Below are 15,924 nucleotides of genomic sequence, written 5' to 3' on the forward strand. Positions count from 1 at the left end.
TAATTCCTCCCCTACACTAAAATATCACCGTGAATTGTAGCTTCGTGGATAGCTCCTGCTAGCTCAAAACTAAACGATAATCCATTGTATTTACGTGCTGCACGATCAGATGCTAACACTTCATTTCTTCCTTTTGTTTTGATTGTATATAGGTATTGACCAGCATCATCGGATGCGATAATACCGTTTTGCCCTGCTATTTCTAATACGGTGCGAACCACATTTTCGATTTGAGCAATACCACTGTCTGTGTAAGGAATTTTAGGATTAGTTGATAACAAATACTGAACTTGTTGCTCAATATTCAATTTAATCCAATCTTTACCGTGAATAACGTCAATGAATTCGCCACTAATCATCTTACCTTCACTTGTTTGGTCAATACCTGCCTTTGTTACATAAGCGAAAGCTCCGTTAGTATGGATATTGTTTAATTGCGTCGGTGTCAGGTCTTGAGGTTTTACAAACTTGAGCGTTTTAAACTTCCATGAAACTGAACCGACAGGACGTGAACCAACTTGTCCTATTAATGCCGCGTGTGGTAATTCAGCAATCGCATTGTGTTGGATAACAAAAGTACGATCATACTTGCCTGCTTTTAAAATCAATAAATCTTGCTCGTTATCAACTATATGAGCCGCCACTTTTAAAGCCTTGGCTTCAACTGCATCGCTAATTTCTTTGTAGTCGGTTGCTGCGCCAGTATCCAACATCACAAAGTACCAATCATTATAAAAATAGTTTTCTAATACTGATACTGCTGTAATTGGATTTTCTGCCACTGTACTGTATGTTGCGATAGCTACTTTATCAGGTCTATTATCTCCTTGCGCAAAGATTTGTTTAGCAATCTTATACCCATCAGATGTATCACCTAATGCCTCCTTGATACCATCTAAATCAAGGTATTCTTTGTAAGTACTTTCTCCAGCTTTATTAGCTAGAATCAACGGTGTACCTAGCCCGATAAGTGCTGATGGCTTCTTAATGTCAATCGTGACTGTAACGTCTTGTAATGGCATTAATTCCCCTCCTTAATTTCGATTTTTTCTATGGTCCCTATTGCATCGATGCTTTCTATCACGTCAATCTCAAACGACTCTCGACCACGTACTCGTAAACGAACATCAAAGCCTACACGACGTTCATAATCAACCGTTAAAAAAACATCACGGTTGTTAGCGCCAAGCACCTCTACAACTGCGATGTTTGCATCTGATAGTTCAATTGTACCTTTACCTAAAAAATATCCACGCGCCTTATTCGAGTAATTCTCTGCATCCTCTATCTTTTCTCCATTACATGTGATAGATAAAATAATCTCTATATCTTGTTCAATAGTCATTGTGTTATTCTCTACATATTCTGTAACCAGACCTACACCTATTGCTGGTGATATGTTTTTTATAGAGAAAAAAGGATATGGTGGTTGTTTCCCCATACCCTCTGCTTGAATTACTTCTATTCCTGTATATCGTGAGAGGCCACTTTGCATAGGTAGCCATATATCATCATACCTAAACATTAGACTTTGCCCCCTCCTTCGGTATTTTCTCTATAGCGCATGAGATAAATGTGCACATCGGTAAACTCCGTTAAATCCTTAAACGACTGAATTGTATACGTATCACCCTTATACTTCACTTTGGTATCTACTTTAATGGGCTCCACTACATATAATTTCTTTTCTTTTACTGTGTACACTCCACTTTCGATGTACTTTAAATCATCATTGTTTAGTGGCAATATAATGCCTGACATTGGAACTTCTGTAGGTTTACCAGAAACCCATTTCCCATTAATATAATGTCCTTCTTGATCTAATAAAGCCGTAAAAGGAACACTATTTTGCTTAATAACTTCTTTAAAAATCATTAATTTAGGCATTATTTTCGCACCACCTTATAAGTGACTCGCATACGCAAGCCTCCCGTATCAATAAGTGGATTGCTAGATTTTTTTTTATTAATGGTAGAAGGGGCATTGGGTGGAGCATCTAAATTAGTGATTTTCTTTTGAATATCCACTACCATACGAGCGCCTAACCGATTAAAGAGTGTTTGCACATCCATTTGGAATCTAAGAACTTGTTTAAGCTGACTTTTAAAAAAATTAACCCATTCCTCATTTTTTTCGTCGAAAGTAGTTCGTAAAAATGAACGTTCTGGGATGGTAATAGTCCCTTCACCTCGTCGGATTGTTGCCCCAAACTCATGTACACTTGCTATCATCACGTATTCATCGCTTCCAAAAATGCCAACTTCAACCGAGTGATTTTTAAGTTCTCTCAATACGTTTTTTAAACGATTAATATTATTCGTATCTGTAATCCTTACGTTTACTCTTGCCATTTACAACACCACCAAATTAATAGACTTCTTCGGTTTTATTTGTTCTTCTAGCTCCCCTAAAATACGTTGGTATTCTTGGCCGTACTTTGAAGCTAAAAGCCCAATGTTTTTACTTGGATCACTATATTGACGTTCAATAACGTCAACTTTTTCTCGAATTACCGTCTGGTCTTTAGTAATGCTTAAAATAGCTAAGTGAGCAGTTAAATAACGTGTTAATCGTTCTTGATATTGCTCTGGCACATTTAAAGAGGACACTTCTAGCGAAGCATCCTCAATGTACATAGTAAGCCTTTCATCAGCGATTGAAGTAAATTCATCACTTAGCATACGAATACGCTCTAATGACGTTAATAACATGTCTATCCCTCCTATTTTTCGGGATTAGTTAACTCTTCAATTCGTTTGTCGATGGCATCTAGTACCGTTTTACGGTCATCTTCTGCTTTTAAGGCTTTTAACATATCAATATCAAATGCATCTTCAATCATTGCAATCGCATCCTTTGCAGACGGCCTTGTTTTATCACCTTCATAGACAAATTCACCTTTGTCATTAAGATGTTTCATCAAAGGATGAGTAAGGAAACGTTCGAATTCCTTCTCATCGACTTTATTTGTGCCTGGCGTGAGTGTTAACCCATTAGCCGTATATGAATGATTACCTTTGTTTTGTACTAACATCGATGGCCCTCCTTAAATTCCATCCGCACGGCAAATAGCCATTGGATAACGGATAATTAAACCTGTTGTACGCTCCTCAAATGGCACTTTTGTGTTCGGGAAGGCGTACTCTTGTGGATGGCGTGTAATATCCATCGGGATACCAAGCTCTACAACATCAGGTGAAGAATCTAAAACAACGAAGCAATCTGTGCTTGCTAAACCTTTCCCTTTAAGATCATTGATTGTTTCAATACGTTTAAAGAAGTTTTCGGATTGAATGTACTGTAGTGCAGTTTGCTTTGTAAATTCATTGAAAACTTTCTTTTGTAGTTGCTTCTTTGCATCAGGTGTTAAGAGCAATGTATCAGCTTCATGACCGTTTAACATATCTACTTTAGATTTCGCTTCGATAATGTCGTCAACGATTTCTTCACCCGTTTTGTCAGCCCACTTTGTTGAAGTGTTGGCTGCATTTTGCGGAGTGGCATACACTTGGATACCTACTGAATCGGTTAAACCTTTAATACCGTGTTTTTTATCGCCAGAAAAGGCAACTTGGTTTTCTTTCTCGGCAATAGCTTTACGCACTGTATCAGCCTTTGTTACTTCGATTGGGCGATTCGCCATTTGTGCCTCGCGTACTTCCTGCACAGAAATATTGAATGCTGCAGCAATTGAATAAATTTTCACTGTTTCTTCTGTTAAATCCGCATCTACTAAAGGCACATCAGTTGCGCCAGGAGCTAAGATTTTAGCTGCGCCAGAACGTGTTAAAACATCATAACTATATGTTTTCGCTCCTGCTGGAATATCTGTTTTTAATGCAAAAATAGAACGCGCTTTTAACTCCGAAGCGTGCGGTTCGTAAATACGTTTGTCAATTGCGTTTAAGTCTTGTGGACGGATTAAAGCCATGTATAAGTTCCTCCTTAAGGTAAGTTAATTTCGATTTCTACTAATTGATCTAATGAAGCATTACTTTTGAAAACAGCACTTGATACATCGACTACAGAGGCACCAGATGCAACGAACTTTTGTGTTGTAGGGTCTACTTTAACAGCTTGGCCATTAATCACATCGCCACCAGCAACCACAAAAATACGCCCTCGTTTAACGATTGCCGCAGGTTCACCAACGGGATAGTTCTGGTCGTCTCTTTTCTCTACGTAATCGTGAATATTTTGCGCCAATGCAACACCAATCACTGTGCCACCTGTTGAAATTGGTTTAATCGCTGTTCCTGTTGCATTTAATTGTACTGCTGCACCAAAAGGCACCTTTACTTCTACTGCGTACGTGTCCGCTGTATAGTCTTGGTAGCTTGATAATTGACCGGCTTTACCTGCTGGTTGCATGTAGTCAGGATAATTTGTAATAGGCATTTGAATGTCCTCCTTATTTACGCATATTTAAGCGTTCATTTTTTAATGCTTGTAAATCTTTATCTCCACCAGCATCACCAGTGTAAGCACTATTGGCACCAGTACTTGAGAAACCGTTTAACTGTACTTGCTCCACTGCTGCATCAAAAAAGGCGTTGATATAATCGTCAGATTTACCATCGCCTTTAAAATCCTGTTTAGTTGTTGAGATAACCGCCTCTTTAATTTCACGATCTGTTTTGCCTGTGAAGTCGAATGAATCACCTAAAAGTGGTTTAGCTGCATCGATTAACTTTACACGCACTTCAACCTGCTTATCCAATTCATCAGCGGATAGCACTTGTTCTTTCAAAGTAGCAATCTCTTGATCCTTTGCTTTAATCGTTAAATCTAAAGCATCTAGACGACCTTGCAATGCATCGGCGCTATCACCTTTAACCTTCGCTGTTTCTTCTTTTGCTTTTAATGCATCAATATGTGCCTTTACTGCTGGGTCTACCTCGTATTCTGTACCTTCAATTTTGATTTTTACCATATTGGTGTTTCCTCCCTTTTCATCAATTTGCCATGCGTCCGAATCTGCACGAATCGCAACTTCTGGACCTGCACGACCTTTTTCCACAATTGCAATGTGATTAATTTCAACATTTCTTTGAACATATTCATACTGATCGCCGTTATATATGCCACTTTCTGCAACAACATCTGATAAGAAGCCTATACTGATTTCGTTATATCCATCATGTATCTTTTCGATGAGAGTCTTATCTGTCACTGTCAACGAAATATAGAGTTTGAAGTCTTCTACACGTGAATCTGTATGGCTCATACCCTTTGCATAGGTTTGGTAATTATCAATAGTTACTGGCTCATTTGGATGGCCATCTGTAACCGGCTTTGAACGTGCTGAATAAATAGTGCGATCACTGAATATATCCTCAGGTAGTTTCGCCTCCATTTGTACCGTTCCATCTTGTCGTTGATACGGAAAAACACCAGGGCGAGTAATCGGCACGTTGACCGTTAAATACCCTTCTGGTGTTTCCATGTAGTCTTTAATATAAGATGTGTCGTAGCGTTGTAGTTTCAATGTTTCACCTCCTTCCTAAAATACATACAGTTACTCAAATGCCTTCTTCATTCCAGTCTTTATGACATTAACAACTTCTTCTGTTTTCACACATGGAGCGACATTTAGAGTAATGTTTGGAGTTGTTTTTTTCTGGATCATCTTTTATAATTCTCAACACATCATCTACGCTACCTTCAACAGTAATATCGTTTGAAACATCTCCTACGTAAGTTGTTTTAGTGTAACGTACTTGTCCATCTGGTAAAGGCTGCGTAATGCTCACTGGTATTTCTAATTCTCGTATATTCATTAAAATCATCCTCTCATTCTAAAATCCCAAACGCTTAGAAATTTGACCAAAATAAAAACACCTAGCATAAATTAGGCGTTTTTACTTATTTTCTTGATACAAAACTTCTCGAAATGCGCGAGTTTTCTCTCGGAACTTTTTATTTTTTTTAAGATATTCACTATACAGCTCTTGTATTTCTTGTGGCGCTTCATCAATGAGTACTGGCTGTTGATTATAGCCACCTCCAACTAGATACGGCTCCAATTTTTTACGCATGTCTCTTAATTCTTTAGGTTTCACAACCATAACCATGAAAACTCACCCTACCTTTTTGCATAATCTTTCATCAATTTTACTATTTTTTCTGAAAGAACGGTACTTTCACCTAAATAATGTAGCGCTATTGCCTCTGAAAGTAATTCCATATGATTTCCATAAAAATATTCTTCTTCTGCATATTCTGATAATTGCTCACGGATCTTATAGTTTTTCACTAATTCGTGTAATTCGCTTTGGAAATCAACATTACGAATACCAATTAATTGCTCTTCTATTGCATGTCCTAGTTCATGAGCAATTACTTGTTGCATTCCTCCCTGCTTAGTCTTGACAAACATACCTTCCTCAGCAGATTGCGCGATAAATTCCTGTGTCTTTTGAATAGAGCCGAAAGACGTGTTTATATAGAGAGTCCTTCTAAAGTAAGCAGCTATGCCCGTGAATTCCTCATCATATTCAACAAATAGCCCGTTATCTACAATTACATTCTCAAAATCTACTTTCGGGAAATCCGTTCGCACTCTATCTAAAGCATACTCTGTTGCTGTCGATACGTAATCCCTAAACTCTGTTGATATATCTGGATTATTTTGTTGTATATTTTCATTTATTTCTTTTCGATTTTTCAAGAAAGAAGCTTGCGTTTCTAATTCTTCCTCCTCATCATCAAAAACAGGAATTGCTACGCATCTACATCGATAATCCTCACCAGGTAACACTTTCCTTCCGTTCACATCTGGTGGGTCGCTATATGAAAACGTTTCTCCACTTAGTTTTTTATGAGATTTCCTTACACGTTCATCAGCCGAATCATACCACTCAAATTTTACAATACCTATGTTTTGATGACGCTGCGCTGTCATCTGACCTAATATAGAACCTGCTTGGTCAACAGCGATAAACTGTGCCTTATTTTTAGAAATTTCGACTTCTCCCATGAGTTGCTCACGTATTGTTTTGATAGAAGAACCACTTTTCAGACCTTCATTAACAACATTCTCGATACTTTCAAAATAGTCCTCATGAATTGTTTTGATGTAACCTACATTGTCAGTAATTTTCGTGTGCAGGAAATCCTTTAACCACGGTTCATTAGCAACAAGGTCTATTCCTTTGACCTTCATTTGTTGTTCAATGTTGTGTCGGTTGAAACGATTAATGTTCTTTACAAATGTAGATGCTGCACGTTCGCTACTTGCAGTCGAAAAAATCTTACTTACCTTGTTTTTCAACGAAAGAAACATCTTCTTAATGCCATCAAATAGACCATCCTCTGTATAATCAGCATCTTGCCTAATTGTTAATTGAGGCGCAACATGCTTATCGAATAGCTTTATCGTTTCTAAGCCAAGCTCATTAACCATCTTTTCAATAGCTAGACTATAACTAACTGTTGCAGCGTCTGGGAAACGTGTAATGGGCACTTTCTTAGCCATTGGCACCAAGCCTACCTCTGTACACACTGTCTGCTAACGCTTTTAGGTCTGCTTCATCACCACTAAATTTAAGAGTATCTGATAAACCAAACTGACCAAAGCGCGCCTCACGTAGTTCATCCGCTGTAACAATATTATTGAGTAAATAAATCTGATCGGTTTCAGCAACAATCTTGCGTATTTCAGCATCTGTCTTAGCATCCACATTCCATAAAGGGTTGAATTGAATCTCCCACTCTAAAGATTCTGGGTCAATACGGCCGCCTAACTCTTTTTCAGCCATCAACAACATACGAATAAGCTTTTCTAAATGTGGCTTCATTTCGTTCTCTTGGTCAGCTACGATACGAGAGTAATAGTTCATCACATCGTATTGGGCTCCAGTTATAGTGCCTGACTCCTGTCCTTTAATAACCGTTTTTGGCATACGTGCAGCACCAGCTAATAGGTCCCATACAAAATCAAGTAAATCCTTGATACCAGATACTGATGTACCTTGTTTTGTTAGTTCCTCATCGTCAGCAATCATCGCAAGTGCTTCTGTACGGAACATAAAATCCATAATCATAGACAATTCTTTTTTGTCTTGCGAGCTTAGATTTTCAATATCTTTCGATTTGTAGACTTTGAACGTAAAATCGTGAAGGATTTGACCAACAGACCATACAGACGTATCGAAAACCGTCAGAATGTCGTATAACGGCTCTAATAGTGACCTTCCTTGCGCTTCCCCTTCCATTCTCCTTGATTGGCTGTGGAGCAAACGAGAGACATGTACAGATGATTCAGTTGTTTGTGTTTGCGTTCCATGACTAGATGCTCGATTAATACGTAATTGCTCCAATTGTCCGTAATTAATATCGAATACGTCCTCATTGATTAGGAACTCATTCACTTTCTGTGAGCTAAATGCATGTAAATAGTCCACTGTAAACAATTTATCTAATGGAAGTTCATCACTTAATTCAAATCTAGTAGCTTGTGTGACGCCTAAACTAATAAAACCATCTCCACGGAGACGGTCATAGATAAACATTTCTTTAAATGCTTTCTTAGCTTTTAAATCTGCTAACTTGCTCATAATGTCACGCGCTAATTGTTCATCTTCCATTTTTAAAGTGAACCAATTGCGTGTCATATCCTCTGCTGGTATATCAATGATGTTTTGCACAATGCGGCTATCACCATATAAATTAGTGATTTCATCATGAGATAGTTTACGGCCAACACCAGCAATCTGTCTGGTCAACTTATCTTTATGATTTGCTTTGCCATTACCTTGCATGAAGTCATTGCGTAATTCCTTTGCTTGGTCAATTGTTTTCATCATTCTCACCTACTTTCCTAATAAGTTTTTATAACGATCTAAAGGATTAGAATTGCTTGTATATAACTGATTCAATGCTTGCGTTGTCATATCCACTAAATCGTCATGTGCTGCATTAGGGAAGGATACAAGCTCTTCTATTAAGTCCTCAACCCATGAACACATATTTGGATGCGGTAGATAAACATTTCCAGCCTCAAATAAAGGAGACACTGCATTTGCGCGTGCCTCCTTGCCACCTTCGGGATCAACCGGAACGATTCCACTAATCTCATCTTTTAACATTTCGATGATAGCCGAACCGTTTGCTTTGTCCTCAATATATTTACTTCGTGCATTTGGCCACTTATCAGACATTGCGCGAATAGCTTTCATCGTATCAGCAAAGCCCATACGTCTGTGGTCAATATCCAGTAAGAAGTATTGTGCTTTTTTTCTGGCCCATACTCCACCGGCTACATAGTCGCTTGTATCTGTGGCTTTAAATGTACAATCCCAAGATTGCGCCATCTTATCAAAGTGAATTGGTAATGCTGCCACATCATCACTTAAACCCCATTCTCGCTTTTGTTCTTCTGTGCGGACATAATAACGTATCCATTCACGTTTAAAGATGGAACCGCCTGCTGGTGAAGGTCTTTGCTGGTATAATGCGTTCCATGTACGGCTACCAACCTCTACTTTTTTATCTGTTGCCCATCGTTCATCAAACCCTAGTTCTCGGCATAACGGTTCGCCAGGAGCACGACCTAACAAATCATCTTCATCCTCTGAAATTGCTGGTAAGCGTAACCTAATCCATTTACGTGGACTACGTGCAAGTAATCGACCGATTAAATCATCCTCATGCCAGCGCGTCATAATGACAATTAAAGATGCACCATCGTGTAAACGAGTCACAAGTGTCGCTTCCCATTCATCCCATATGTTATCTCGGATAGTTTGAGAGCTTGCTTCCTTCATGTTTTTGATAGGATCATCAATAATCATCAGATCAGCACCTTGACCAGTGATAGAACCACCAATACCAGTTGCTATCATGCCACCTTGTTTACCTTCAACACCCCAGTCTTTTACGGCTGCGTTCGCTTCGGATAATTGAATGTTAAACAATTCATGAGCATACTCATTAAATTTATTACGATTTAACCTACCGAACTTTTTCGCTAATCCGTCCGAATAAGCAGCCGCGATGACTCGCTTATCTGGATTTTTCATCAAGTAGTAGCTTGGGAATGATTCAGTCACTGTCATCGACTTACCATGACGCGGTGGCATTTCGATTAACACCGAAAGTTGCTCACCATCTGCAATACGCTGTAGCACTTCGCAAATTAACTCTGTATGCCTGTAGTGTTCATAATGCCCACGGTGTACAAATTCTACATAATCCCGATAAAACTGACGAGCGAGTTCTTTGCTTGCTTCATAGGCCAACGCGTCTAATTGCTCATCGCTTATTTCTTGCAGCAAGTGCTCTCAACTCCTCTGTGGTTAAACTACTCAAATCAACTAAACTCACGGTTGCAATGCCATTACCTTTTGTTTCAGAACGAGTCTTTGCAATATCAGCTTTAACTTTTTCTTCTTTCAATTGCTTTAACTCATTTTCGTTAAGTAAGTCCATATGTTTCGACAAGAACTCAAGTGCTTTCATTTTGTCAGCAAGTTTGACAGTTATGCCATCCTTACCTTGCTTAACTTCTGTAACAAGTGAGCCATCTATTTCAGCAGACTCATTCAGATGCACGTAATTGAATGAGTAAGTTTTAACATTGCCGTTCATATCAAGCTCTGGTTGACCATCCTCGTTGTACACTACTTCTTCCTGTCTGCCAAATTTCATATAGTCTTTGATGTCAGCAAAGGCGATGTCAATCCACTTTTGAATTAATGTACGTTTGTCGAGTAATGCATCCTCAGTCAATCCATCTCGCACCTTTATGATTTCTTCCCGAATCTTAGGGTTTCTTAGGTGTTTACTTCCCTCAACCATTGCAGTTGTATAAGCACACCCATAAACTTTTTGATATGCCTTAGTAGCATTCCAACACTTCACGTAATAAGCGACAAATAGCTGTTGCTTATCATTTAAGCCATTATCGTCATCATCGGTAAAATAGACAATTTCATCTTTGGATGCATCCTCTTTTACGGTTGCAACCTTAGTTGTTTTGGTTGCATCCTTTTCAGTTGCATCCCTCGACCATTTCTCACGGCTCTTACGACTCTTTAATGTACCAAGCTTTATCTCATGCTTTTCAGCAAGATCAGCGAGTGTAATTTTTGTGGTTTCCCACTCTTTCTGTATTTCATCCCAATTAGCCATATTTCATGATCACCACCACCTATACCTGAAGCCCTGAAAGCCTCTTACTTGTTCTAACTGTTCATGTCTTAAATCGTCCATAAAAATAAGACAACCATTCCATGTGCGACTAGTAACTTCACATGTAGCAGTTGCCTTTACTTCAATTCGTTTTACTTTCATTGATGATTCAATGTATCCGTGTTTCACAAAATACACTCTATCGCCTATGTTTAAGTTTTTAGGTCGTCTTGTCAGTTGCCAAAACTGTTCGTAATCACCTTGTTGATAAACAACGGTTTCTCTATCATCATTTCTATATTCACTCTTAGGAATCGTAACTACGATATCCAATGGCATCACCCCATTATGCTAGTTGCTTTTTTTATTCAAAAGAAAAAACCACATACATAAAATGTGGTTTACGTTATTATTAATATAGTTTTCTCTTTATTTACTGATATATCCAAGTCCGATACAATATCATTCAGCTCCGCTTGGACACTTATTACATCATCTAAAGTCCGCGGTTTTTTAGCTTGATAGATTTTTTCGAATGCTGCATTCGCATTAAAACCTTTCTTTGTCAATTCATCACTAGATAACATTACGTTTGATAAAACGCTTGCTTTAGGTTTGTATTCATCAATACTAAGATTCGGATCATTAGAAAAAGTATAAAGAACAATTTCATTCAGTTGGTTTCTGCCACCCAACACTCCGTTGCATTTTGCAAGTTTTAAATCTATTTTTTTAACAAGTTCATCACGAATTAACTCAGCACTATTTTTCAAATCATAAAATAATCCGCCTGAAAACTTACTAAAAACAGCTTCCGCAACCCCTACGTCACCAGTAAGAGCGATAAATTGTTTATCATTTATTCCCCTTACTTTAATGAAATTTTCACTTATTATTTCTTTTGTTTCTGGCTTACTTTGCCTTCCGTCAGCCACCACTGTAACAAAATTCTCCATAGCAACCGCTGAAATAAAACTCATATTATCATCTCCTTTTACTTTAATCATAAACCAGGGGAAGAAATATATGTAATAACTTTCTGCTCTCAAAACCACACCAAACTCCGCCCTCTATTTGCATTTCGCGCATTCTCCAATTGGCTGTTTGATGCAGTTTTCAAAGCAAAATAAAACCCCTCGAATCCGCTCAAGGGGTCTTGCATTCGTCTATTATTCTATTGTAGTAAAAATGTCGAGTTAGCTCACTTCTAGCAACCGTGGTAGAGCTACACCACGTTATTATTGTAATCGAATTGTTTTCGTGCATTTCCGTGCACGTTTAGTAAGTTTGACTGAATTATGGAAAGTGGACGAAGTTCACATAAAAACCACTCCTTATTCCGATTTTTAGCCTTTTATATTAATTAAGATACCTAATCTCTTAAAAAATATGGGCCGGCCATGTATGTCTTGCTCCGAACAAATTTGCTCGGCGCGGGTCGGTCGTCGGTCTGTCTTTCCCTAATATTTAGGATTATATAAATACCAAGGGAGGAAACCTTTACCGCACCGACCTCCCTCACAGTATACAATTTTCCAATCATTCTCACGAAACATCAGACATTTCGGACATAACGGACATTTCGGACATTCTTTTTGCTATGTCACTGATAATTCTTCGTACATGACGTTCTGTAATCCCTTCTAGTTCAGCAATATGTTTCGTTTTCATACCTGATAGTCTCCAATGCAAAATGGTAATATCTCTTTCTCTCTTTAGATGAGTAGAAAATTCGTCAATGAAATCGATTTTACTATTGTACTCTTTCACTAGTCGTTCTGGTAGGATGCTTTTGTTCTTAAATGCTTGCTTTGGTGTCGGATCGCTGATTTTATACTTACCTCTTGGCATTCCGATGTTATCGTAATCAGCGACCATGATATCATTTGCGTACGGACTTTCAATATCAAATCCCAAAGCTTTTTTCATATGACTGTACCGATCAATAATCTCCAATACCTCTGTTGCGTTATAAATTTTTTGCCCTTGTTTGCCCATTAGGTTTGCCCTCCTAAGTTGTGTTATACTTCTTTTACTAGATTGTCTTAAAAGGGCATGAACCAATTCGAGCTGTAGCGTGTGATGACGCTGCGGCTTTTTCTTTTCCTCAAATTGTTCAGCAGTTTCTCATTCTTATTTTAAAACCCTCTATCTCTTTACTTAGTTCAACTGCCTGATCTTCAAGTTGCTTTAATTTTTCATGTGGACTTCTTAAAGTCCAATTTACTGCATCCCATATAAATCTTCCGTTTAAATGTTCATTCTTCAATTCCTGTGGAGAAAACCACAAATGCTGGTAAGTGGAATAAAACCATAATCTTTCTTTTTCAGCCTTTTTAAATAATGGGTCAAGGCCTTCTAGGATTTCTCTATTATTTTCACTCATTTAACAATCTCCCTCCTATACAATCTTTCATATTGTTCAGTAACTTCGACAGAATGTTGATTAACTTTTCAATTCATCTTGCCATTGTCTTATATGGTCAATTGTTTCTTGCCATCCATCTCGACATTCTTTCAAATAAAGCATAGATTCAACAACTTTATCTTTATCAGGTAATGAACAACCATCAGCGGTCATAATACTTATTTTATTGTCTAAATCATCGAAATCTCGTTGACATTCATCACGCTTTTTATACGCCTCTTGCATAGCTAATTGCAAGATTATCTGACGTTCATTTATAATTTTGAAATCCAAATTTACCAACTCCCTTGATGAACAATATTTATCAATTAAAGATTAGACATATCATCTTTTAACCACTCTTCATTTTTTCCATCATCGTAACCATAGTCCGTTACAGTTCCTTCTGTGCCTTCTGGACACCATTTATCGCATGTGTCATCTACTTTAACTGTATTGTTGTATTCACCTGTTACAAAGCAACCAAAAGCAAAATGGCCGCAAGTCCAGCAAACTTTTTCACACATAATATTTACACCACCCCTGCACATTTTCTTTCAACTAATTAATAAACGCTGTCGTTACTCATTGCATTCAAGTTTTTCTTTGAGGTTGTTTGTAACCTTGCCTCTACTCTACCTTTAGCATTTAAAAAAGACTCATAACCTAAAATGATTTTCGTGCCAATCACATAGTCAATCTGCTTTTCTGGAAAATCATTTGTTGCCTTATTTAAAACTTCTTGTAACTGTTCAGCGCTCATCCCTTCCGTTTCGATAACTTGATAATGTCTAAATGAATTTTTCATAATGGTTTCAGCCTCCTACGCAATATCTTTCAAATACATGTATAAAAGCATCTTGGCTTGTAAATAGTGGTTGTATAACTGCTAAGGAAACTTCCAATTGTACACTCGATTTTGAAAACCCGTTTTGATCCCTAGCAGTTATTTCAATCCCTTGTATCGATTCTCTACTTTTCTCCCCATTCAATCGTCACCTCTGCCCTTGGATTATCCGAATACCACTTGCGAACAAACAACTCCGTCACTTGGCTATCGTCATGCCATATAACCTTGCTAAGACCGTCTTTTATGCCCTTTGCTAAGTTATCGACATCTGGTTTAGTTGTAGGTCTTAACTCGCCATCTACGGCTTGCTGATGCTTCTTTTTGCTAAATGATTTAGGAATCTTTCGAAACACATCAATTCTTAATCTTACTTCCTCGGTAATAAGCGTATCTGGCGCTACTTGTGAGGCTACCAATCTCACGAATGATTTATAGTCTTTGGATTCTTTTGGATCACGTACAGACACGTTATTTCCATAGCGACTAAACTTCGGTCGTTGTTGTGCCTGCACATCACCTGGTATTTCAATTTTGAGTACGTTCATGTTTGCCCTCCTTATTCACATAACCCATACATGCTTGAACATGCTGGTAGTTCTTCTGTTAGCTTTAATAAATCGTACTGTTTACCACCTAATGCCGTTTTTGACCATTCAACTATTTCTTCCATGCCATGCCCTCTGTCGTCACTTGTAAAGAAGGTAGCTGATCCACGCTTTGAAGCCATCGAAACAATTCGCTCCCATTCTATAATTCTTTCTACTTCCTCTGGAAATCGTCTTTGAATCTCAAATAACTCTTCTTTTCGTGAATTAATGCAAGGCATACAACCTACACGGCCCATCCCTAATTTATAAAGTGGATTAGGTTCAATTCCGAACTTGTCATGCTGCTTAAATACATCGTACACATCCCAATTTAGCAATGGCCTATAGATTGTGTAGCCTTCTGGTGTTTCTTCTATTTCCGACATTTTCGCACGTCTACGGCTTTCCTGTGCTCGTATACCTTGCCAACTAATGACTTTGTCACCAGCATCGAAAATCGACATATAGATTTGGTCAAAGATTGGTATTACTTTTAATTCTTTCGTGCAAAACTGTGATTGTGATGCTGGAAAACGCCCTTTCCACATACATAAATCTAAGTACGGTATCCCTGTTGGTTTAAGGATTTCTAAAGCATTTTGAATAATCGTTTCTGAAATTCCTTCTTCACGCCACCTAGTATTCACATACTCACGTTTACGTTCGATTTGCTTAGAAAAATCTGCCCTAACTCTTGTGATCGGCCCTAATTCTTTTTCTAAATAATCAACATATTTATAAGTCTCTGGATGCTCATTGCCAACATCAGCAAAGACTACTTTTAAATTTGGTGTATCTCTTTCTATTGCGTGCAACCAAAGAGCTGTGCTGTCTTTGCCACCGCTGATTGAAATTACATTTATGTCTTTCATCGTTCCACATCCTTATTAGCACTCTCATTAGTCTGCTGATAGGACAACCTAATTCCGTTCTACCAGCAGTGTGTA

General features: G+C 38.1%; 24 protein-coding genes. All 24 read right to left on the reverse strand.

Going from position 1 to position 15,924, the window contains the following annotated elements; genetic code table 11:
• Positions 1–11: 11 nt before the first annotated feature.
• Entirely contained in the window at positions 12–1,022 is a 1,011-nt protein-coding gene (locus tag C9J37_RS17465; RefSeq protein WP_107896378.1) for a DUF3383 family protein, read from the reverse strand.
• Complete coding sequence (locus C9J37_RS17470) at positions 1,022–1,525, reverse strand: phage neck terminator protein (protein WP_107896379.1); 504 nt, start codon at positions 1,523–1,525, stop codon at positions 1,022–1,024. The genes C9J37_RS17465 and C9J37_RS17470 overlap by 1 nt, the downstream gene beginning before the upstream one ends.
• Complete coding sequence (locus C9J37_RS17475; protein ID WP_107896380.1) at positions 1,525–1,887, reverse strand: hypothetical protein; 363 nt, start codon at positions 1,885–1,887, stop codon at positions 1,525–1,527. Before C9J37_RS17475 ends, C9J37_RS17470 begins: the two co-directional genes overlap by 1 nt.
• Positions 1,887–2,351 carry a hypothetical protein gene (locus tag C9J37_RS17480; protein WP_107896381.1) on the reverse strand — a complete coding sequence of 155 codons (465 nt, stop codon included), beginning with the start codon at positions 2,349–2,351 and terminating at the stop codon, positions 1,887–1,889. The genes C9J37_RS17475 and C9J37_RS17480 overlap by 1 nt, the downstream gene beginning before the upstream one ends.
• Positions 2,352–2,711 (reverse strand): DUF4054 domain-containing protein, encoded by a 360-nt coding sequence (locus tag C9J37_RS17485; RefSeq protein WP_107896382.1) that lies wholly within the window; start codon positions 2,709–2,711, stop codon positions 2,352–2,354.
• A gap of 11 nt (positions 2,712–2,722) precedes the next feature.
• The gene (locus C9J37_RS17490) at positions 2,723–3,034 is read right to left on the reverse strand and encodes a hypothetical protein (RefSeq protein ID WP_107896383.1); all 312 of its coding nucleotides are present in this window, start codon (positions 3,032–3,034) and stop codon (positions 2,723–2,725) included.
• 12 nt (positions 3,035–3,046) lie between these two features.
• A complete protein-coding gene (locus tag C9J37_RS17495; protein ID WP_107896384.1) occupies positions 3,047–3,931 on the reverse strand; it encodes a DUF2184 domain-containing protein in 885 nt (294 codons plus the stop codon).
• A 14-nt stretch (positions 3,932–3,945) separates the two neighbouring features.
• Positions 3,946–4,398, reverse strand: coding sequence for a structural cement protein Gp24 (locus C9J37_RS17500; protein ID WP_107896385.1), 453 nt, complete (start codon positions 4,396–4,398; stop codon positions 3,946–3,948).
• Between the two features lie 13 nt (positions 4,399–4,411).
• Positions 4,412–5,488, reverse strand: a complete 1,077-nt coding sequence (locus tag C9J37_RS17505; protein ID WP_201262186.1) for a DUF2213 domain-containing protein — start codon at positions 5,486–5,488, stop codon at positions 4,412–4,414.
• Positions 5,489–5,555: 67 nt separating this feature from the next.
• A complete protein-coding gene (locus tag C9J37_RS17510; protein ID WP_107896386.1) occupies positions 5,556–5,780 on the reverse strand; it encodes a hypothetical protein in 225 nt (74 codons plus the stop codon).
• 81 nt (positions 5,781–5,861) lie between these two features.
• Positions 5,862–6,074, reverse strand: coding sequence for a hypothetical protein (locus C9J37_RS17515; RefSeq protein ID WP_107896387.1), 213 nt, complete (start codon positions 6,072–6,074; stop codon positions 5,862–5,864).
• Positions 6,075–6,085: 11 nt separating this feature from the next.
• On the reverse strand, positions 6,086–7,477 hold the full coding sequence (locus tag C9J37_RS17520) for a minor capsid protein (protein ID WP_107896388.1): 1,392 nt from the start codon (positions 7,475–7,477) through the stop codon (positions 6,086–6,088).
• Positions 7,470–8,807, reverse strand: coding sequence for a phage portal protein (locus tag C9J37_RS17525; RefSeq protein WP_107896389.1), 1,338 nt, complete (start codon positions 8,805–8,807; stop codon positions 7,470–7,472). The genes C9J37_RS17520 and C9J37_RS17525 overlap by 8 nt, the downstream gene beginning before the upstream one ends.
• Positions 8,808–8,813: 6 nt before the next feature.
• Positions 8,814–10,277, reverse strand: a complete 1,464-nt coding sequence (gene terL, locus C9J37_RS17530; RefSeq protein WP_327440785.1) for a phage terminase large subunit — start codon at positions 10,275–10,277, stop codon at positions 8,814–8,816.
• A complete protein-coding gene (locus C9J37_RS17535; protein WP_107896390.1) occupies positions 10,255–11,133 on the reverse strand; it encodes a terminase small subunit in 879 nt (292 codons plus the stop codon). The genes terL and C9J37_RS17535 overlap by 23 nt, the downstream gene beginning before the upstream one ends.
• Positions 11,134–11,142: 9 nt before the next feature.
• A complete protein-coding gene (locus C9J37_RS17540; protein ID WP_107896391.1) occupies positions 11,143–11,466 on the reverse strand; it encodes a hypothetical protein in 324 nt (107 codons plus the stop codon).
• A 68-nt stretch (positions 11,467–11,534) separates the two neighbouring features.
• Positions 11,535–12,113: an Ntn hydrolase family protein gene (locus tag C9J37_RS17545; RefSeq protein ID WP_107896392.1), complete on the reverse strand. Its 579-nt coding sequence runs from the start codon at positions 12,111–12,113 to the stop codon at positions 11,535–11,537.
• Between the two features lie 565 nt (positions 12,114–12,678).
• Positions 12,679–13,131 carry a helix-turn-helix transcriptional regulator gene (locus tag C9J37_RS17550; protein ID WP_107896393.1) on the reverse strand — a complete coding sequence of 151 codons (453 nt, stop codon included), beginning with the start codon at positions 13,129–13,131 and terminating at the stop codon, positions 12,679–12,681.
• A 118-nt stretch (positions 13,132–13,249) separates the two neighbouring features.
• Positions 13,250–13,519, reverse strand: coding sequence for a hypothetical protein (locus tag C9J37_RS17555; RefSeq protein WP_107896394.1), 270 nt, complete (start codon positions 13,517–13,519; stop codon positions 13,250–13,252).
• Between the two features lie 60 nt (positions 13,520–13,579).
• Positions 13,580–13,834: a hypothetical protein gene (locus C9J37_RS17560; protein ID WP_107896395.1), complete on the reverse strand. Its 255-nt coding sequence runs from the start codon at positions 13,832–13,834 to the stop codon at positions 13,580–13,582.
• A gap of 35 nt (positions 13,835–13,869) precedes the next feature.
• On the reverse strand, positions 13,870–14,067 hold the full coding sequence (locus tag C9J37_RS17565; RefSeq protein WP_107896396.1) for a hypothetical protein: 198 nt from the start codon (positions 14,065–14,067) through the stop codon (positions 13,870–13,872).
• 38 nt (positions 14,068–14,105) lie between these two features.
• Positions 14,106–14,348: a hypothetical protein gene (locus tag C9J37_RS17570; protein ID WP_107896397.1), complete on the reverse strand. Its 243-nt coding sequence runs from the start codon at positions 14,346–14,348 to the stop codon at positions 14,106–14,108.
• A gap of 164 nt (positions 14,349–14,512) precedes the next feature.
• Positions 14,513–14,935, reverse strand: a complete 423-nt coding sequence (locus tag C9J37_RS17575; protein WP_107896398.1) for a RusA family crossover junction endodeoxyribonuclease — start codon at positions 14,933–14,935, stop codon at positions 14,513–14,515.
• An 11-nt stretch (positions 14,936–14,946) separates the two neighbouring features.
• Positions 14,947–15,849 (reverse strand): phosphoadenosine phosphosulfate reductase domain-containing protein, encoded by a 903-nt coding sequence (locus C9J37_RS17580; RefSeq protein ID WP_107896399.1) that lies wholly within the window; start codon positions 15,847–15,849, stop codon positions 14,947–14,949.
• Positions 15,850–15,924 lie beyond the last annotated feature (75 nt).

Source organism: Lysinibacillus mangiferihumi (assembly GCF_003049665.1).
GTDB lineage: Bacteria > Bacillota > Bacilli > Bacillales_A > Planococcaceae > Lysinibacillus > Lysinibacillus mangiferihumi.